General features: G+C 59.4%; 15 protein-coding genes and 1 pseudogene. 9 read left to right on the top strand and 7 right to left on the bottom strand.

Annotation, left to right across the window (positions count from 1 at the left end; genetic code table 11):
• Positions 1-143: 143 nt before the first annotated feature.
• Both baeS and ACR52_RS20790 read left to right on the top strand, forming a co-directional pair.
• Positions 144-1,529, top strand: a complete 1,386-nt coding sequence (baeS, locus tag ACR52_RS20795) for a sensor histidine kinase efflux regulator BaeS (RefSeq protein WP_048728880.1) — start codon at positions 144-146, stop codon at positions 1,527-1,529.
• A gap of 3 nt (positions 1,530-1,532) precedes the next feature.
• Positions 1,533-2,207, top strand: coding sequence for a response regulator (locus tag ACR52_RS20790; RefSeq protein ID WP_048728878.1), 675 nt, complete (start codon positions 1,533-1,535; stop codon positions 2,205-2,207).
• Between the two features lie 306 nt (positions 2,208-2,513).
• Here ACR52_RS20790 and ACR52_RS20785 read toward each other — a convergent pair whose 3' ends face one another.
• Positions 2,514-4,355, bottom strand: a complete 1,842-nt coding sequence (locus ACR52_RS20785; protein ID WP_048728877.1) for a potassium transporter Kup — start codon at positions 4,353-4,355, stop codon at positions 2,514-2,516.
• A 145-nt stretch (positions 4,356-4,500) separates the two neighbouring features.
• Between ACR52_RS20785 and ACR52_RS30795 the strand changes: the two genes are divergently transcribed.
• From ACR52_RS30795 to ACR52_RS20780, 3 genes are all read left to right on the top strand, one after another.
• Complete coding sequence (locus tag ACR52_RS30795) at positions 4,501-4,671, top strand: hypothetical protein (RefSeq protein WP_161799311.1); 171 nt, start codon at positions 4,501-4,503, stop codon at positions 4,669-4,671.
• Between the two features lie 154 nt (positions 4,672-4,825).
• Complete coding sequence (locus ACR52_RS29605) at positions 4,826-5,218, top strand: DUF2946 domain-containing protein (protein ID WP_082143191.1); 393 nt, start codon at positions 4,826-4,828, stop codon at positions 5,216-5,218.
• A gap of 176 nt (positions 5,219-5,394) precedes the next feature.
• On the top strand, positions 5,395-7,422 hold the full coding sequence (locus ACR52_RS20780; protein ID WP_048728875.1) for a TonB-dependent receptor: 2,028 nt from the start codon (positions 5,395-5,397) through the stop codon (positions 7,420-7,422).
• A gap of 41 nt (positions 7,423-7,463) precedes the next feature.
• On the opposite strand, the gene ACR52_RS20775 is transcribed toward ACR52_RS20780, so the two are convergent.
• The gene (locus ACR52_RS20775) at positions 7,464-8,135 is read right to left on the bottom strand and encodes a dTMP kinase (RefSeq protein ID WP_048728873.1); all 672 of its coding nucleotides are present in this window, start codon (positions 8,133-8,135) and stop codon (positions 7,464-7,466) included.
• A gap of 402 nt (positions 8,136-8,537) precedes the next feature.
• Positions 8,538-9,893, bottom strand: coding sequence for a methyl-accepting chemotaxis protein (locus ACR52_RS20770; protein ID WP_048728871.1), 1,356 nt, complete (start codon positions 9,891-9,893; stop codon positions 8,538-8,540).
• A gap of 306 nt (positions 9,894-10,199) precedes the next feature.
• On the opposite strand from ACR52_RS20770, the gene ACR52_RS20765 reads away from it, so the two are divergent.
• Complete coding sequence (locus tag ACR52_RS20765; protein WP_048728869.1) at positions 10,200-10,580, top strand: RidA family protein; 381 nt, start codon at positions 10,200-10,202, stop codon at positions 10,578-10,580.
• Positions 10,581-10,660: 80 nt separating this feature from the next.
• Positions 10,661-12,649, top strand: coding sequence for a peptidase U32 family protein (locus tag ACR52_RS20760; protein ID WP_048728866.1), 1,989 nt, complete (start codon positions 10,661-10,663; stop codon positions 12,647-12,649).
• A 229-nt stretch (positions 12,650-12,878) separates the two neighbouring features.
• On the opposite strand, the pseudogene ACR52_RS20755 reads toward ACR52_RS20760, so the two are convergent.
• Positions 12,879-13,745, bottom strand: a pseudogene (locus ACR52_RS20755) (DMT family transporter); the annotation flags it as partial.
• A 109-nt stretch (positions 13,746-13,854) separates the two neighbouring features.
• On the opposite strand from ACR52_RS20755, the gene ACR52_RS20750 reads away from it, so the two are divergent.
• Together ACR52_RS20750 and ACR52_RS29600 are read left to right on the top strand one after the other, a co-directional pair.
• The gene (locus ACR52_RS20750; RefSeq protein WP_048728861.1) at positions 13,855-14,295 is read left to right on the top strand and encodes an Lrp/AsnC family transcriptional regulator; all 441 of its coding nucleotides are present in this window, start codon (positions 13,855-13,857) and stop codon (positions 14,293-14,295) included.
• A gap of 354 nt (positions 14,296-14,649) precedes the next feature.
• Entirely contained in the window at positions 14,650-15,108 is a 459-nt protein-coding gene (locus tag ACR52_RS29600; protein ID WP_082143190.1) for an REP-associated tyrosine transposase, read from the top strand.
• A 213-nt stretch (positions 15,109-15,321) separates the two neighbouring features.
• Here the strand turns inward: ACR52_RS29600 and xylB are convergent, their stop codons facing one another.
• Genes xylB through ACR52_RS20735 form a run of 3 tightly spaced genes read right to left on the bottom strand, consistent with a single transcriptional unit; the run spans position 15,322 to position 18,753 of the window.
• Entirely contained in the window at positions 15,322-16,791 is a 1,470-nt protein-coding gene (gene xylB, locus ACR52_RS20745; RefSeq protein ID WP_048728857.1) for a xylulokinase, read from the bottom strand.
• A gap of 16 nt (positions 16,792-16,807) precedes the next feature.
• The gene (locus ACR52_RS20740; protein WP_048728854.1) at positions 16,808-17,800 is read right to left on the bottom strand and encodes a LacI family DNA-binding transcriptional regulator; all 993 of its coding nucleotides are present in this window, start codon (positions 17,798-17,800) and stop codon (positions 16,808-16,810) included.
• 20 nt (positions 17,801-17,820) lie between these two features.
• On the bottom strand, positions 17,821-18,753 hold the full coding sequence (locus ACR52_RS20735) for an ABC transporter substrate-binding protein (RefSeq protein WP_048728852.1): 933 nt from the start codon (positions 18,751-18,753) through the stop codon (positions 17,821-17,823).
• Positions 18,754-18,773: the final 20 nt, after the last annotated feature.

Raw genomic sequence — 18,773 nt, 5'->3', positions numbered from 1 at the left:
GGTGCCTCTGCAAGACGGGATGACTTGAGTCAGCGCCATCCTGCGAGGCAAATGTGCAGGAAAATTGAAGATTGTCTGGCTGGGTTGAATCTTTTCTCCGCCAGGGCCTAAATGACCCTATCCATTCTTAACGGCCCCTCTCCATGAAGTTGAGTATCTCCACCAAGCTGTTTATTGCGGTACTGGCCGGTGTGCTGCTGGTCATCCTTAGCATGGGCTTGGCGACGAGCTGGAGTTTTGGGCGAGGCTTTCTCGGGTATCTCAATGAGCAGGCGCTGGACCGCATGGCGCCCGTGCTGCCGCGCCTGGCCAGTGCCTACGCGCGTGAGGGCAATTGGGAGTTCCTGCGCAACCAGCCGGATCGCTGGTTCGACATTATGCGGCCCGAAGTCGGCGAAGATCCGGCGAAGAACGACTTGCGCACCCCCATGGCCTCGGACCTGACGGGCGCCCTGTTTCGCATCGCCTTGCTGGATAAACACAAAAAACGCGTGAACGGCTACCCGGATATCGGCAACGACGCCCTGTTACGCCCGATCGTGGTGGCCGATGAAACCGTTGGCTGGCTGGCCGTGACCCCGTTCCAGAGCGTGACCGAAGCGGGCGGCGAACGGTTCCAGCATTACCAGTTACGCACCAGCCTGGTCATGGGCGCCTTTTCGCTGCTGCTGGCGATGCTGATTGCCTGGTGGATCGCCCGCACACTGCTGGAGCCGGTCAAACGAGTAGCCGCTGCGACGCACCGCCTGGCCAGCGGCGACTACAGCAGCCGGGTGGTGGTGGCCTCCAATGACGAAGTGGGCCAATTGGCCCGTGACTTCAACCAGCTCGCCTACACCCTGGAGCGCAATGAACAGATGCGTCGCGAGTTCATGGCTGATGTGTCCCATGAATTGCGCACCCCGCTGTCGGTGTTGCGCGGCGAGTTGGAGGCCATTGAGGATGGCGTACGCACCCTGAACCAAGGCTCGATGAAGTCTTTGCAAAGTGAGGTCAGCATGCTCAGCAAACTGGTGGATGACCTCTATGAGCTTTCGCTGGCGGATGTTGGCGCGCTGACCTACCGCAAGAACTCGTGTGCACTGGATCAACTGCTGCAAACCAGCGTGTCGATGTTCCAGGAGCGCTTGAACGCACGCCACTTGCGCGTCGAACTGGACCTGCCGCCTGAGCCCCTGGAACTGTTGGCCGATGCCAATCGCTTGCAGCAATTATTTTCCAACCTGCTGGAAAACGCCGTGCGCTATACAGATCCGAAGGGGGTCATACGCATCCGCGCCTTCCCGGATCGGGCCGACGTGTGCATCGACTTCCTCGACTCCGGCCCTGGCGTTTCGGCCGAGCAGCTGCCGCGCTTGTTCGAGCGCTTCTATCGCGGCGAGTCGTCGCGCAACCGTGCCAGTGGCGGGGCCGGCCTGGGGCTGGCGATTTGTCACAGCATCGCCCTCGCCCACGGCGGCAGCCTTAACGCCGCTCACTCCCCCCTCGGTGGCCTTTGGCTGACCCTGCGCCTGCCACGGAATATCTGACTCATGAGCGATGAAAGCCCGATCCTGATTGTTGAAGACGAACCGAAGCTGGCCGCATTGCTACAGGATTATCTGGTCGCCGCCGGCTACCCGACCCTGTGCCTCGACAACGGCTTGCAGGTGGTAGCAACCGTGCGCGCCCAAGCACCGCGCCTGATCTTGCTCGACCTTATGCTGCCTGGGCGCGACGGAATGCAAGTGTGCCAGGACCTGCGCAGTTTCAGCGCCGTGCCGATCATCATGATTACCGCCCGCGTCGAAGAGGTGGACCGCCTGATGGGTCTGGACCTGGGCGCCGACGACTACATCTGCAAGCCTTTCAGTCCGCGCGAGGTGGTAGCCCGGGTCAAGGCCATCCTGCGCCGCGGCCCCCAACTCCTGACCCGCGCGCCACCGCGACTGCTGATCGACGAAGCGCAGTACTGCGCATCACTCGACGGTATTGAACTGGACCTCACCCCCCTGGAACTTCGCTTGCTCAGCACCTTTGCACGTTCCGCCGGCCGGGTGTTTTCCCGTGATCAACTGCTCGACAAGATCTACTCCGACCACCGCGTGGTCACCGACCGCACAGTGGACAGCCATATCCGCAATCTGCGGCGTAAGCTGGAGCAGGCGTGCCCAGGGGAAACGCCCATCGAGTCATTGTATGGGGTGGGCTATCGGTTTCAGCTTTGATTTGAGCAGATAGTGGCCGTCGCTGTATCGATAACCGTTGCGCAGTGCTGGAGTCAAAAACCAGCACCAGACAAGCAGCCCACTTTGAAAATAAAGCAGCCCTAGAAAGCTTCGCTTTGTCATTGGCCCAACGAAGAACCTGGGTCAACGCTGATCTGGCGAAAACCGTGTGAACGGAGAACGCCTACCTTGGTAGGCAAGGAGTGAACCTTGAATCTGCAAGCGTTGACCGCGCGGGCCGCGGATGGCGCAGTACTCAACAAAGTCACCCCGGAGGAAAAGGCCGCAGAGGCACCGTTCTCGCCATTACATCTCTACCTGAGTCCCCAGTTCAATCACCCTATTCAGTGGCAATTTGAAATACCTGAGGTTGCTGTTGGCGTTCTTCAGCAGAAACGCGAACAGGTTTTCTCGCCAGCGTGCCATACCAATGCGCTTGGTAGGGATCACCGTTTCCCGGCTGAGGAAGTACGTCGTACGCATCGGACTGAAATCCAGCTCATTCAAATGACACAGGCTTAATGCCTTGGGTACGTCGGGCTCCTCCATGAAACCGAAGTGGAGACTGACCCGGAAGAACCCATCACCGTAGGCTTCAACCTCAAACCGTCGGTCTGCACTGACGCGAGGACTGTCTTCGGACACTACGGTGAGCAGCACCACTTGCTCGTGCAGCACCTGGTTATGCAGCAGGTTGTGCAAGAGTGCATGGGGAACAGCATCGGCCCTGGCTGTCAGGAAAACCGCTGTACCTTGCACCCGATGCGGCGGCTGCGAACGAATGCTGCTGATGAACAACGGCAGAGGCAGTGCGGTCTCGTCCAGCCGCTCGACGATGATTTTGCGCCCCCGCTTCCACGTGGTCATCAAGATGAACAAGCCGATGCCGGCGATCACCGGGAACGCACCGCCCTGGAAGATCTTCGGCGCATTGGCCGCGAAGTACAGGCTGTCGACCAGCAGAAAACCGAGCAGCATCGGGATAGCCACCCAACGCGGCGTTTTCCAGAGCAGCAGGACGACAGCTGAAGACAAAATGGTGGTGATCAACATGGTGCCCGTGACGGCCACCCCATAGGCAGCGGCCAAGGCACTGGACGACTCGAAGCCGATTACCAGCAGTACCACACCCACCATCAATGCCCAGTTGACCGTACCGATGTAGATCTGACCCTGCTCCTGACTGGAGGTGTGCTGGATAAACATCCGAGGCACGTACCCTAGCTGGATCGCCTGGCGCGTTAGGGAGAAAGCACCGGAGATCACTGCTTGAGAAGCGATAATGGTCGCAAGTGTGGACAGCGCGACCATCGGCAGCAGTGCCCAGTTCGGCGCGAGCAGATAGAACGGATTGCGCACCGCTTCCGGGTTCTCCAGGATCAGCGCACCCTGGCCAAAATAATTGAGCACCAGCCCCGGCAACACCAGAATGAACCAGGCCCGCGAAATCGGTTTGCGGCCAAAGTGGCCCATGTCGGCATACAGTGCTTCTGCACCGGTCAATGCCAACACGACGGCACCCAATATCGCCACACCCATTCCAGGATGAACGATGAAGAACTGCACCGCCCAAGAAGGGTTGAGCGCTTGCAGCACTTCGGGGCGCTGCAAAATGCCGTAGATCCCTAGGGCACCCAACACCACAAACCACATCACCATGACCGGGCCAAACAAAATGCCGATTCGGGCTGTGCCATGTTTCTGTATCAGGAACAGCGCCACCAGCACGATCACGGACAGCGGCACAACCCACTGCTCTATTCCGTCAAATGCCAGCTGTAATCCTTCAACCGCCGAGAGCACCGAAATCGCGGGGGTGATCATGCTGTCGCCGTAAAAAAGTGCCGCTCCAAACAACCCCAGCAGAACCAGTATTTTGCTCATATGTGGGTAAGGTGCTGCAGCGCGTCGGGCTAACGCCGTCAACGCCATGATGCCGCCTTCACCTTGGTTATTGGCACGCAGAATGAACAGCACGTATTTGATCGAGACGACCCAGATCAGTGACCAAAAGATCAACGACAGAATGCCGAGCACGCCGTCGTGATTGACCTGGACACCATAGTGGCCGGAAAACACTTCTTTAAGCGTGTAGAGCGGGCTCGTGCCGATGTCCCCGTACACCACGCCGACAGCGGCGACGAGCATGCCCACGCCTGACGTTTTGGATGGGGTGTCGTCGTGTGTAGCGGTCGCTGTCTCACTCAAGGGGCGCGTCTCTTAATTAGTAGGGAAGTCACTGCACGCCGTCCTTGGGCATTACGCTTTTCAGGGCCTTCAGAAAGCAAGGCGCATGGATGAACTCAAAGTTACGGCCAGTATCGTTGTGGGCAAAAACACCTACCGTAAAGAAACCGTAAAAAACTTACGGAAGATATACGCTCTGAACTGCTCCCGAGAGAAGCGTTTTCTGGCGCGCAATGGCCTGAAGGATGAACCCGCTCAAATACGTTTAACTCGCTGACCACTTGCCATACCTGATCCGCATCCTTTTGCCGCTGCGCTGAACGCTCCGTCTGGCGATAGCCCTCCCTGCGGCGAACGGGCGCAGCTGTAAAGCTTTTACATCGTTACCGAATTACGGCTAAATGCCATCCCCCTTTGCGGCGTCTTCATTCATGGCTTCGTTGAAACGCATCCGCCCGTGGATCGCCTGCCTGGCCGTGTTGTTAAACATGTTGGCCATGCCGTTGAGCCGCGCGATGCAGACGCCGGACATGCAATTGATGCTTTGGGGCGGTTTCTGTTCAGGTGGTGCGTTAAAGGCATTGCCTGCCGGATTCAATAAACTGATCGATACCCTCCAGCAACAGACGCCATCAAAAACCCTCATGCAACACGGCGATTGCTGCTGTGGACATGCTGGGCTGGCAGCGCTGCCATCGAACTACTACCGAAATTTCCTGCCTCGATACACACCTGACACCTCCCTCGACAACCCCGAACTGCCTACGCTGCACCCCAGAATCCGCTGGCCCAGCCTAAGCCCGCGCGCCTCGCCTATCGCCTGATATCCAACGTTGCTTCGCCGACAAATGTTCGGCGCTGTTTTCATTCCCTAGTGTTTGTGCGGCCTCCCCCTGTGACCGCCTAAACGCTCATGAATACTCTTGGTTATCAGGAAGTGTGCGTTATGCCTTCTCCAATCACTTTACCTCGTGCAAAGCCTTTGTCTGTGTCTGGCTCCATGTGGCCCCTGTTTTCGATTAGCGTGTTCGTTTTAAGCCCGCTTTCGTCAGCACTAGCCGAAACCGGCAAAATCGAAAACTCAACGCTCACCCTGGGCACGGTGAGCGTTCAAGGCAAGGCCAGCGGCCCGTTGAACACCAGTAACGTGCTTAGCTCAGTCGATATTTTGGGGGCAGACATCCTCGAGAAGATGCCAGTCAACTACAGCTGGGAGCTGTTCAGCCGTGCACCAGGCGTGATGCTCACTGAATTCAATCAAGGCACCACATCCGGAAAGATCTCCTTTCGAGGCTTCAACGGCGAGGGTGAAGTCAACGCGGTCAAGCTGCTGATTGACGGCATTCCGAGCAACAGCAATGACGGCAACATGCCGTACATGGATATGATTTTCCCTTTGGAGCTGGACAGCATCGAGGTGGTGCGTGGCACAAGCGATGCCCGCTATGGCCTAAACAACATCGCCGGCAACGTCAATATGCTGACCCGCACGGGTGGCGACTACAACAAGGCGCGGCTTCGTTATGGCAGCTTCAATACCCAGGAGGCCCAACTCGCCAAGGGCATTGAAAGCAACAATTGGACTCAGAACTACTTCTTCGCCTATCAAAAATCCGATGGCTACCGGGATCACGCCCAAGCAGACAAGTTTTCGATGTCTGGTAAGTGGTTCTACACACCGGACGACGACAGCTACCGCATCGGCTTGATCGCACGTCACTACGAAACCGAAGCTCAAGAGCCCGGGTATTTGACTGAAGACGATGCCCGTCATCATCCGAGTATGACCAACAGTTTCAACGCCACAGACAAGGGTACTCGGCGTATGAATCAGGTCAGCCTGCATTTCGATACAGACTTGGTTGAGAATCTCGCGTGGTCGGCGAAAACCTACGTCAACACCTTCGATGATCGACGCTGGACACAGTATTGGCGCACTAGCGCCCAACAGGAACGCGACGCCTACGAAACCCAATACGGCGCCCTCACCTCTCTGACGTGGCGACCCGAAGTCAGCTGGTTGTATGACGTTGCACTGGAAGGGGGAGCAGACGTACAACAGCAACAAAACAAGAGTGAGCGTTATCGAACCAAAGACCGTTCACGCCAGGCAACCACCCGCGACCAGCAATTCGATTTCGATACCTACGGCGCTTACGTCCAGGCCGAAATCAAACCTTTCGAGTCACTGAAGATCGTACCGGCCTACCGAGTCGACAAGATCCAGGGCGACTTCACCAACGAAATGACCGGCATGGACTACGACATAAACGACTACGGCCTGATCAAGCAGCCGAAGCTCAGCGTGGTGTATTCCCCATGGGAGGTGGCAAGCCTCTATGCCAACTGGGGGCGAACCTTCCAGGTGGGTACGGGCGCGGCAGCTTACAAGATCCCGCCGAGGGATACCGATCTGGCACCCTCGATCAATGAAGGCTGGGAAACCGGCATCAAGTTCACGCCGGCTGACTGGGTCGATGGTCGAGTCGCCTATTGGCAGCAAGAAGCCTCAGGCGAAGTCAGTCGCAGGCTAAACGATCCAAGTGGAGAGTCGGACAACGTCGGCGAAACCCGGCGCTGGGGCTACGACTTGCAGATGAACCTGCACCCTGACGAGCGAACTGAGATCTGGATGGCCTACTCCTGGCAGTATTCAAAAATACTCCAGCCGAGCGCCACGTTGCCCAACAGCAAAGGCCAGGAAATCGACCACATCCCCCATCACCTCTACAACGCCGGCATCAGCTATGAAGCGACCCCTGCCTTGCAATTGACCGCGTGGATGAACGGCCAGACCAACTATTACCTGGAGCGAGAAAACACCAAAGGTACTTATGGGGGTTACGTACTGATAAATCTCGGGGCCACTTACAAGGTGACCGAATCAGTGAGCGTAGATCTTCAGTTGAAAAACCTCACAAACCGATATTACGAATACGTCTGGTACGACCCGGATGGCGCCCAAGCATCCCTGCACTCGCCTGGAGAGGGTCGCGCGCTTTATGCCGGAGTGACATTGGACTTCTGACTTACCTCTATCACCTCAAGCGGTTAACCATCCCCGTGCTGTTAGCGGTGTTGGTTAACTCCTTTTACGGCTATCTCAACCTCATCCAGACTGGCGCTTAGAAGAACGCTATAGATCTCAGAAATCACCTGCATCGTTGCGTCTTCGAGCGTTCCTTCATTACGGCATAGAAACCAACCGTGATCTGCAATCGCTCGCTCGAACGCCTGGGTACAAGCGACATGTTCTCCCAGCGTGTGGATCACAGTACTGCTCAGCCCACGCCGGCGTGCTGCTGCCCTCGCCCATGAAATATCCGGGGCGGTGACAACCCCGACATGCAGGTCTGGCACTTGCACGTTTCGATCAATGTTCACCTGTAGAATCTCTGCAAACGGGACGATCCGGCGAAACGCGGCATCAGACGGGTACCAGCGATCAATCAAGATGATGCTGCCTGGCGGCTGTTTAGCCAGCACGTGCTGGGAAATCCAGGCCCGGCTATCAGCAAAGCGCTCACAAACCTCGAACTCCAGTTCCAAATCCCGGGTGGGGGTTCTGGCGAGTTTGTTGACGAGTGCCATTGTTTCACCCCGGCAGGGATCACTTTTTTGCTCGGAAAGTCGGATCACCTTTTTATTGTCTGCCCTTAGTACTTTCGTAACGGCCTCCAACAGTGTGGTTTTTCCGACGCCCTTGGGCCCATCTAGAGAAACAAACAGCGGACGATTCATTCTTCACGTATCGATTGTTAAATGAACACTCTAACCTGATTTGTAGATCAAACTGCCCGCTTTGACGGAAAGCCTGGAACCCCACGACGCCTCGCCACAAGTACAGTGCGCCCCCTTAACTGACTGGCAATAGGCCGATGCCCCCTAGAAATCCATCGTCGACGAAAGCTCCACAGTCCGTGGCGCTCCAAGCCCCAGGCTCGATAACAGCGGCGTTCCCCAATAGGCTTTGTTGGTCACGTTGTTAACGGTGCCGCGCAATATCACCGGGCGGCTGGCAAGCCGGGGGCTGTAGCGTGTGCCCACATCGAGCCATGGCCTGACCGAAACGTCTCAAACGAGGACGGCACCGGCAAATTGGGAAGGCGCCGGCCGGCGTTCAGCCTGGCCGGCGCATGGGCATTATCCGACCCAACCGACGGCGGTTTTCGGAATCACCTCCGACTCATCCAGTTTCGAGGCAAACATGCTCACCGCTTGCACCGCATCGCTGGTGCTGGTGCGTATTTGCAGAATCACCGAACCTGCCTGATCGGCCAGGTTGACGCCACGTTGCGCGCCTTCCTGGGTGGCATTCATGCTGCTCACCGCGTCACGTGTTTCCGACAGGATCAGCCCGATCATTTCGGCGATTTCTGCGGTGGAACGGCTGGTCCGTCCCGCCAATTGCCTGACCTCATCGGCCACCACGGCAAAACCACGGCCCTGATCGCCCGCGCGCGCAGCCTCGATGGCCGCGTTGAGCGCAAGCAGGTTGGTCTGGTCGGCGATGCCGCGAATGGTGTTGACGATGGCGGTGATCTGCTCGGAACGATCGCCCAGTTGCCCTACCAGTCGCGCAGAGGCGCCGATGTTCTCGGCAATCCGGCGCATTTCAGTGGCCGTGTCGTGAATCACCTGTGTGCCGTGCTCAGCAAAACGCTCTGTTTCGGACGAGATATGGTAGGCCCGGGAAGCGCCGCGTGAATCTTCCTCGAACTTCTCGACGCGCTCGGTGATGTCGCTGGCGAACTTGACGACTTTGATCAATTTTCCGTCGCCGTCGTACACCGGGTTGTAACTGGCCTCCAGCCACACGACACGGCCATGCTTGCCGATACGTTTGAATTGCCCGGTGAAAAATTCGCCGTTGTTCAGGCGGCGCCAGAAGTCGGTGTACTCGTTGCTGTTGATCAGTGCCGGCTCGCAGAACAGTCGGTGATGCTTGCCTTTGAGTTCCGCCAACGAATAGCCAATGACGTTGAGAAAGTTTTCGTTGGCGTCGAGCACTTGCCCGCCCAAATCGAACTCAATGACAGCCATTGCCCGGTCCAGCGCGGCCAGTTTGCTGCGGGTGGCCGCCTCCTGCTCAACTTTTGCGGTGACATCCAAGGCGTACTTGACCACCTTCAACACCTGGCCACGGTCATCCAGTATCGGGTTGTAACTGGCCTCCAGCCAGATCACCTTGCCTTGGCCGTCCACCCGTTTGAAGGTGCCCGACACGAACTTGCCGGCCTTGAGGTCCTGCCAGAACGTGGCATAGGCCGGGCTGCTGGTGAGCGCCGGTAAACAAAAATCACGGTGGGTCTTGCCGGCCAATTGCGCGGCGCTGTAGCCCAGGGTTTTCATAAAGTTGTCGTTGGCGCGCAACACCTTGCCGTTGAGGTCGAACTCGACCACGGCCATCGAGCGCTCGAGTGCGGCAATCAGTCCTTTGTACTCGGTGACTTCGGCCGTCCTGGCCGCCAGTTCTGTTTTAAGTGAGTTATTGAACATGACGTATCCTCAACCGAACGGGAACCTTGCATCTTCATTAACTATCGGCTGGCAATTACGCGACTTTACCCGGCAAAAATGATTATTTTCTGACGTCAAATTGCTGCTGGAGCCCCAGCCCTCAAGGCTTTGCGCCGAGCAACGCCAATCGGTCACGCATGCCTGTGCTGGCTGCCGGGCCGGCTTGCAAAGCGCGTGGCGCGAATGCCAGTGGGCTATTGCGCAGCGAGGTGAACCCATGGTTTGCCCCGACCGATTTTTTCGGGGACCATGGCGCCTTTCTGTTCCTGCCAACGAGAGGCGCCCATGGCCAACCACGACCTGTCCTACACTCCGGATCCCGATCCAGACTCCATCTCCTCCGACGTGATCGGCTTCAACGGCATCCTGGTCTCCACCCAGATCCCGACCCACGCGGACGGCAGCCTGGAGCTGGGCGATATCACCCTGCAAAGCGAATGTACCCTGCAAGCCCTGAAAGTGGCGCTGGAGAAGGCTGGCAGTTCCATGGACCGAGTGATGCACCTGACCATCTACCTCACCGACATGGCCGACCGCGCCGCGTTCAACGAGGTCTACAAGCGCTTTTTCGCCAAACCCTGGCCAGTTCGCGCTGCCGTTGGCGTTGCCGCCCTGGCGGTAGAAGGCATGCGCGTGGAAGTCACCGCGATGGCCGCCAAGGCCTGACAGCCCTGTGGTAGATGCCGGTCAGGCATTTCACAGCTACAATGCGCGCCTCAACCGTGACAAGCCTGACTAAAAAAACTATGTCCTTGCCCAAGCATCACCTGGAATTGCTCAGCCCTGCCCGCGATGTGTCCATCGCACGCGAGGCCATCCTGCATGGCGCCGACGCCATCTACATTGGCGGCCCGAGCTTCGGCGCTCGTCACAACGCCTGTAACGAGGTGAGCGATATCGCCCAATTGGTCGAATTCGCCCGTCGTTACCACGCGCGCGTCTTCACCACCATCAACACCATCCTGCATGACAACGAGCTGGAACCGGCGCGCAAGCTGATCCATCAGCTCTACGACGCCGGTGTCGACGCGCTGATCGTGCAAGACCTGGGGGTGATGGAGCTGGATATTCCGCCCATCGAGCTGCACGCCAGCACCCAGACCGACATCCGCACCCTAGGCCGCGCCAAGTTCCTCGACCAGGCCGGTTTCTCGCAGTTGGTATTGGCCCGTGAGCTGAACCTGCAGGAAATCCGCGCGATTGCCGACGAGACCGATGCCGCCATCGAGTTCTTCATCCACGGTGCCCTGTGCGTGGCGTTCTCCGGGCAGTGCAATATCTCCCACGCGCAGAACGGCCGCAGCGCCAACCGGGGCGACTGCTCCCAGGCCTGCCGCCTGCCGTACACCTTGAAAGACGACCAGGGCCGCGTTGTGGCCTTTGAAAAGCACCTGCTGTCGATGAAAGACAACAACCAGAGCGCCAACCTGCGCGCCCTGGTCGATGCCGGCGTGCGCTCGTTCAAGATCGAAGGCCGCTACAAGGACATGGGTTATGTGAAGAACATCACGGCCTATTACCGCCAGCGCCTTGATGAAATCCTCGAAGACCGCCCAGACCTGGCTCGCGCTTCCAGCGGCCGCACCGCGCACTTCTTCCTGCCCGACCCGGAAAAAACCTTCCACCGTGGCAGCACCGACTACTTCGTCAGTGACCGCAAGATCGACATCGGCGCCTTCGACACCCCAACCTTCACCGGCCTGCCGGTAGGTGTGGTGGAAAAAGCCGGCAAGCGCGACTTGCAGGTGATCACCCATGAACCGCTGTCCAACGGTGACGGCCTCAATGTACTGGTCAAGCGTGAAGTGGTGGGGTTCCGCGCCAACATCGCCGAGCCCAAAGGCGAGTTTGAGGAAGACGGCGAGAAGCGCTACCGCTACCGCGTCGAGCCGAATGAAATGCCGGCCGGCCTGCATCAGTTGCGCCCGAACCATCCGCTGAACCGCAACCTGGATCATAACTGGCAGCAAGCCCTGCAGAAGACCTCCGCCGAGCGCCGTATCGGCCTGTCGTGGGCCGCCCGCCTGCGCGAAGATCAATTGGTCGTGACCGCCACCAGCGAAGAAGGCATCAACGCCAGCGTCACCCTGCCCGGCCCGTTTGGCGTCGCCAACAAGCCTGAACAGGCCCTGGACACCCTGCGCGACCTGCTCGGCCAACTCGGCACTACCGAGTACCATGCCACCGCCATCGAGCTGGATGCGCCGCAGGCGTTCTTCATCCCCAACTCGCAGCTCAAGGCATTGCGCCGCGAAGTGATCGAAGCGCTGACCGCCGCCCGTGTTGCGGCCCACCCGCGTGGTGGACGCAAGGCCGAGACCACGCCGCCGCCGGTGTACCCGGAAGCGCACCTGTCGTTCCTGGCCAACGTCTACAACCAGAAAGCGCGCGACTTCTACCACCGTCACGGCGTGAAGCTGATCGACGCGGCGTTCGAAGCCCATGAAGAAACCGGTGAAGTGCCGGTGATGATCACCAAGCACTGCCTGCGGTTCTCGTTCAACCTGTGCCCTAAACAGGCCAAGGGTGTGACGGGCGTGAAAACCAAGGTAGCGCCGATGCAGTTGATCCACGGCGACGAAGTGCTGACCTTGAAGTTCGATTGCAAACCGTGCGAGATGCACGTGGTGGGCAAGATCAAGGGGCACATTCTTGGGTTGCCGCTGCCAGGCAGCGTGGTGGGTTATATCAGCCCGGATGATCTGCTCAAGACCATCCCTCGAGGCACGCACTAACCCTGGAGCGGGCTCGTTATGGCAAGCGAGCTTCCTGTGGCAAGTGGGCTTCCTGTGGCAAACGGGCTTCCTGTGGCGAGCGGGCTTGCCCCGCGTTGGGCTGCGAAGCAGCCCTGATACCAGACGCTGAAATTTGCCTGGAAAAATGCGCTGACTGTTTTTGGGGCTGCTGCGCACCCCAACGCGGGGCAAGCCCGCTCGCCACTGGAAGCCCGCTCGCCACAGAGTTCCATCCCCAGCCTCTTTGCAAGCCGGCAGCCGCCAACAAAATCGCCGCCACACCCAGCCATTGCAGCCAACCCAGGCGATGACCAAAGGCGATCCAGTCGACGAAAATGGCCGCAATCGGGTAGATGAACGACAGCGCGCCGGTGATTGCCGTGGGCAGTTTCTGGATCGCCCCATACAGCAACACATACATCAAACCCGTGTGCACCACCCCAAGTGTCACCAACGCGGCCCAGGCATTCGTCGACACTGGCAGGCTGTCCCAGGGCACTAAAGGCGCGAGCAGCAGCGCGCCGGTCGTCACTTGAATCAACGCCATCAAATGTGGCGGTATTTCCTTCAAGCGCTTGATGATCAGCGCGGCAATCGCATACAAAAACGCGGCGCCCAGCGCGAGTGCGATACCTGCCAGATAGTCCCCGCCACCGGTTTGCTGCTCGCCATGCGCCGTGACAATCGCCAACATCCCAAGGAACGCCACACTCAGCCAGGCGACTTTCTGCACGGTGATTTTTTCGCCCAGAAACAGAGCTGCCAGCATCACCAACATGAACGGCTGCACGTTGTACACCGCCGTACTGATCGCAATCGACGCGCGGGAATAGGACTCGAACAACAGCAACCAGTTGCCGACGATGGCCACGCCACTGAGCATCGCCAGCCCGAGCTTGGTCCAACTGAGCAGGTCCAGCCGCAGGTAACCGAGCAGAGCGCACACCAGCAACAGGGTCAACGCACCGATCACGCAGCGCCAGAACACCACTTCGATCACCGACACGCCAGACACCAGCACAAACCAGCCAATGGTGCCCGAGATCAGCATGGCGGCGACCATTTCCCACGACCCGCGACGAATGGATATATCCATGATTGAAGCTCCTCAAGTGAGGCTTAATTATGGCAATCTGATCCGCACCGGCTCCAGCGCCTAAAAAAGGCCAAAAGGCTGGATCACCTTTATTAATTAGGCGGACACCATGATTGACACCATCGACCAGCAACTCATCGCCGCCTTGATGGACGACTCGCGGCTGTCCCTAAAAGCTTTGGCGGGCGTCACCGGCCTGTCATCGCCCAGCGTCGGCGAACGCCTGCGCCGCCTGGAAGAGCGCGGCGTGCTCACCCACTACACCGTCGACATCGACCCCAAACACTTCGGCTACCTGCTGCAAGCCATCGTGCGCATCCGACCCCTGCCGGGCAAGTTGCAGGAGGTGGAGCGGCAGATCCAGGCGATTCCCGAATTTACCGAGTGCGACAAGGTGACGGGCGAGGATTGTTTTATCGCCCGGCTGCATGTGCGCACCATGGATCACCTGGACAGCCTGCTTGACCGGATCAACGCATACGCGGAAACCAACACCGCCATCGTCAAGAAAACCCCGGTAAAACGCCGCCTGCCGCCCCTGTCTGACTAACCTGCCATCCTGTGGCCAGCGGGCAAGTCGTGGCAAAAGGGACTGTTGTGGCGAGCGGGCTTGTTGTGGCGAGCGGGCTTGCCCCGCGTTGGGCTGCGAAGCAGCCCCAATAAAACCACCGCATTCTTCAAGATAGAACCGTGGCGTCTGGTTTCGGGGCCGCTTCGCAGCCCAACGCGGGGCAAGCCCGCTCGCCACAGGAAGCCCGCTCGCCACGATAGCCCCGCTCGCCAACACGCCCTTTTGCCACAACAATTTGCTCGCTGGCTGAAACACAGGGACACGCAAATCAACATAGGTCATCCGCCTCCACTGCTAGCGTGAAAGCTTATCTCTCATGTAAGGAGCAACGGATTGCCTCTTCAGCCAAACTCCCACCTGTTACGTCGTGGCCGCTATTCAGAATCTGGCCGAGCTTATTTAGTCACCGCCGTGGTGCATCAGCGCCATCCATTATTCCGTGACTTTCGCTTGGGCCGTTTACTGGTCGCTGAATTCAGGAAAGTCCACGATGCGGGCCAAGTGAATTCGCTGGCATGGGTGATCATGCCGGATCATTTTCATTGGTTGTTCGACCTCAATGACACGACGTTGCCCGACGTAATGAGACAGACCAAGTCACGCAGTACATTGAGCATTAACCGAGCGCGTTGCAGCAGGGAGAGATTTTGGCAGCGTGGCTACCACGACCGAGCAGTAAGGACCGATGAAGATATTCGAAAAATGGCGCGTTACATTGTCGCCAACCCGCTTCGAGCGGGATTGGTGGAGCACATTGGCGATTATCCACTGTGGGATGCAGCCTGGTTGTGACCCACATTTTTCTGCCATTTTGAATTCTGTGGCAGACCGGTTTTCTATGGCAAGCGGGCTTCCTGTGGCGAGCGGGCTTGCCCCGCGTTGGGCTGCGAAGCAGCCCCAATAAAACCACCGCATTCTTTCAGATAGAACCGTGGCGTCTGGTTTTGGGGCCGCTTCGCGCCCCAACGCGGGGCAAGCCCGCTCGCCACGACAGCTCGGCCACATTCAGTCATGCAGCGCTTTCGCGGGCGCCAACAAGCTCTGAAACTTTCGATAACGCGCTTCCAGCACCGCCCTTTGCGCCAAATCCGGTTCATACCGAGCCTTCACCGGCATACCTGCCCGCAACAAATCCTCACCCTGCCCCACCGCCAAAAACCCCAACTTTGCCGCCCCAATACACGCGCTCAACTCACTGCCATGCAGTGTAAAGATTTCCCGCTGCAGGATATTCGCCAGCAACTGCGCCCAGTACTCACTGCGCGCCCCGCCGCCCACCAACGCGCAGGCCCCTACGTTGGCACCGGCCGATTGCACCGCGCGCAGCGCATCCAGCAAACCGAAGCCCACCCCTTCCATCACCGCATAACCGAGCATCGCCGGTGTGCAGTCGTGGCCCAGGTTCATAAAGCCGCCGCGCAGCAGGGGATCGTTATGCGGCGTGCGTTCACCTGCGAGGTACGGCAGAAACAGTGGGGTCGACAGGGGCACGGGGCGCTCGATCGGGAGTTGCGCCTGGACCTGATCCAGCAGCGTCTGCTCATCGGGCATGCCCGTCAGTCGCGTGACCCAGCGCAGGCAACTGGCGCCCGCCAGCATGGCGCCCATGGTGTACCAACGGTCGGGCAGCGCATGGCAGAAGCTGTGCACTGCGCTGGACGGGTTGCCGGCGGCGTGATCGGTGATCGCGACAATCGCCGCGCTGGTGCCCAGGGTGATGAAACCGTCACCGGCGTTGATCGCACCAATCCCGACCGCCGCAACCGGATTGTCGCCGCCACCGCCAGCAATCACCACCTCAGCGGGCAACCCCAGCCGCGCCGCAGCACTTGCATTCAACGTCGCACTCGCTGCACCGCCCTCCACCAGCCGAGGCATCTGCGCAGGCGAAAGGCCGGTGGCACGCACCATCGGCCTAAACCATTCACGCTGCGCCACATCCAGCCACAGCGTACCGGCGGCATCGGACATCTCGCTGATGCGCTCGCCACTTAAACGCAAACGCAGGTAATCCTTGGGCGACAGCACACAGTCAATCGCCTGGAACACCTCGGGCTCATGCCGTTGCAGCCAGAGCAGCTTTGGCGCAGTCAGCCCGGCCATCGGCAAGCTGCCGGTGACCTCGGCGAATCCTGCGCCCAGTTGTTCGGCCTCAACGATGGCGCGCGAGTCATCCCACAGGATCGCCGGGTACAACACGCGGTCATCATCGCCCAGCAATACCGCGCCGTGCATCTGCCCCGACAGGCCGATACACGCGACGCGGGCATATGCCTCGTGGCTACGCAGTTGGTCCAGCGCCTGTAAACAGGCGTGCCACCAATCTTCCGGGGCCTGTTCGGACCAGCCGCTGTGGCGCCGCGATACACCCAAGCGCACGCCGGCATGGGCCAGCACGGCGCCGTCGGCGTCCATCAGGATGGCTTTGAGTTCGGACGTGCCAAGGTCGATGCCGAGGGAAACAGGACGGTTCATACGCGGGTTATTCCAATCAATGACAGCCACATGAATTACGTAATTGCAGGCTCGGCGCCAGGCGCACACTCTGGGTGGGCGCGGTGGGCGTGGCCATGCGTTGCAGCAACAAGTTGACGGCTTGGGCGCCCAGTTCCTTGACCGGCTGGGCGATCAACGTCAGGCGCGGCACGAAGAAGTCCGCCCAGTCAAAATCATCGAACCCCACCAGGGCCATCTGCCCCGGCACCTCGATGTGCGCGTCACGCAAGGCGTGCATGGCACCGAGGGTCATCAGGTTATTGCCCGCCATGATCGCCGTTGGTGGCGATGCCAGCGCCAACAATTGCGCAGTGGCCACCCGCGCCGGTTCGCTGCTGGAACCGCCGTTAACCAGCAACTGCGGATCAAAATCCAGACCCGCCGCCTGCAACGCAGCGCGATAACCCGCGACGCGCTCATCGGTAGTCCCGAACCCCGCCCGCCCGGCGATAAAGCCGATGCGCCGGTGCCCGTGTTCAATCAGGTGCGTGATCAGCGCCTGGGTCGACTGGGTGTTCTCCACCCCGACCTGATCGAATTGCACGCTCATCATGCGGTCCACCAGCACCGCCGGCATCTCAAAGGCGCGCAAATATTCCAGGGCTCGCGAACCGGTGGACGGCGCCAGCAAAATTCCGTCGACGCGCCGGTGATGCAGCGCGGTGACCACCCGCAGCTCCTGCTCCGGGTCGTCATGGGTGTCGACAAACAGCATCATGTAGCCGTGTTTGGCGCACTCGGTTTCAATCGCGTGCACCGTCTCGCTGAAGTAGTGGTTGGACAGCGCCGAAATCGCCACGCCAATCGTGCTGGTGCTCGAGCGCGCCAGCGAACGCGCCAGGGTGTTGGGGATGTAACCCAGGTCCTGGATCGCGCGCTGTACGGCCTGCACGGTGGTCAAGCTGACCTTGCGAGTGCCGTTCAACACATGAGACACCGTCGACGTCGACACCCCCGCCCGGCTTGCCACGTCATCCATGGTGACCACGGCGCCGCCCCCTCAATAAATCAATGTTTACTCGACCAGCCGCTGTACGTACCGACGTTGTCACGGGTGATCAGCTTTGGCGTGAGCAGGGTAACCGCTTCGGCCGGGGCCTTGTCATTGAGAATGTCATTGCCTACGTTCACGGCAGTCTGCGCCATGGCCCAAGGGTCCTGGCTGGACGACGCCTGGATCTGGGTATCGGTCTTCAGCGCGTTCTCGATGTCCGGGGCGCCGTCCACCGAGGTAATCACGATACCGCTGCGCTTCAGTTGCTTGGCCGCCAGGTCGCTGCCGATGGCTTGCGGGTCGTTGATCGCGAACAGGCCGTCGATTTTCGCAAAGCGCGTGAGGTAACCCTGCATCACGTTCAGGCCGCCTTCGCGCGAGCCTTTGCCGTCCTGGTCGTCAGACAGCACCTTGATGTCCGGTGCGCCGGCCAGCGCGGCTTTACAGCCTTTGACACGGTCGGTCACGGCGGTCACCTGCGGGCCGTTCTGGATAATCACATTGCCCTTGCCCGACAGTTTGTCCACCAGGAATTGGCACGCCAGCTTGCCGGCTTCGACGTTGTCGGTTTGCACCGTGGCGTTCACGCCCTTGGCGTCCACATCCACCGCCACCACAACGATGCCGGCGTCGCGCGCTTTCTTGATCGCCGAGGCCATGGCCGAAGGGTCGACGGCATTGATCAGGATCAGGTCGACCTTGGACGAGATGAAGTTATCGATCTGGGAAAACTGCTTGCTCAAGTCATAGTCGGCGGACACCGAGGTGACCTTGACGTTGGGGTTCAGCTCTTTGGCCCGGGCCGTGGCACCGTCGGCCAAGGTCACGAAATACGGGTTGCCGAGCGAGCCCATGCTGATGCCAAGGGCTTTCAATTCACGCGCTTCGACGACTTGGGACATCAGCGCAGCCAAGGCAATTACGGGAAAGATGCGTTTAAGGTTCATGCGGGTCTCTCTTGTGATTG

Origin of the sequence: Pseudomonas fildesensis, from assembly GCF_001050345.1 — a bacterium.
GTDB lineage: Bacteria > Pseudomonadota > Gammaproteobacteria > Pseudomonadales > Pseudomonadaceae > Aquipseudomonas > Aquipseudomonas fildesensis.
The sequence above is the reverse complement of the archived record's forward strand: the minus strand, read 5'-3'. Positions and strand labels throughout refer to the sequence as shown.

Bases quoted from the DNA above. Each gene is read 5' to 3' on its own strand.
- ACR52_RS20735 (WP_048728852.1), bottom strand. From the start codon at position 18,753: ATGAACCTTAAACGCATCTTTCCCGTAATTGCCTTGGCTGCGCTGATG.
- ACR52_RS20780 (WP_048728875.1), top strand. From the start codon at position 5,395: ATGTGGCCCCTGTTTTCGATTAGCGTGTTCGTTTTAAGCCCGCTTTCG.
- ACR52_RS29605 (WP_082143191.1), top strand. From the start codon at position 4,826: ATGGCTTCGTTGAAACGCATCCGCCCGTGGATCGCCTGCCTGGCCGTG.
- ACR52_RS20750 (WP_048728861.1), top strand. From the start codon at position 13,855: ATGATTGACACCATCGACCAGCAACTCATCGCCGCCTTGATGGACGAC.
- ACR52_RS20765 (WP_048728869.1), top strand. From the start codon at position 10,200: ATGGCCAACCACGACCTGTCCTACACTCCGGATCCCGATCCAGACTCC.
- ACR52_RS20775 (WP_048728873.1), bottom strand. From the start codon at position 8,135: ATGAATCGTCCGCTGTTTGTTTCTCTAGATGGGCCCAAGGGCGTCGGA.
- ACR52_RS20770 (WP_048728871.1), bottom strand. From the start codon at position 9,893: ATGTTCAATAACTCACTTAAAACAGAACTGGCGGCCAGGACGGCCGAA.
- ACR52_RS20760 (WP_048728866.1), top strand. From the start codon at position 10,661: ATGTCCTTGCCCAAGCATCACCTGGAATTGCTCAGCCCTGCCCGCGAT.
- ACR52_RS20790 (WP_048728878.1), top strand. From the start codon at position 1,533: ATGAGCGATGAAAGCCCGATCCTGATTGTTGAAGACGAACCGAAGCTG.
- ACR52_RS20785 (WP_048728877.1), bottom strand. From the start codon at position 4,355: ATGCTCGTCGCCGCTGTCGGCGTGGTGTACGGGGACATCGGCACGAGC.
- xylB (WP_048728857.1), bottom strand. From the start codon at position 16,791: ATGAACCGTCCTGTTTCCCTCGGCATCGACCTTGGCACGTCCGAACTC.
- ACR52_RS30795 (WP_161799311.1), top strand. From the start codon at position 4,501: ATGGATGAACTCAAAGTTACGGCCAGTATCGTTGTGGGCAAAAACACC.
- baeS (WP_048728880.1), top strand. From the start codon at position 144: ATGAAGTTGAGTATCTCCACCAAGCTGTTTATTGCGGTACTGGCCGGT.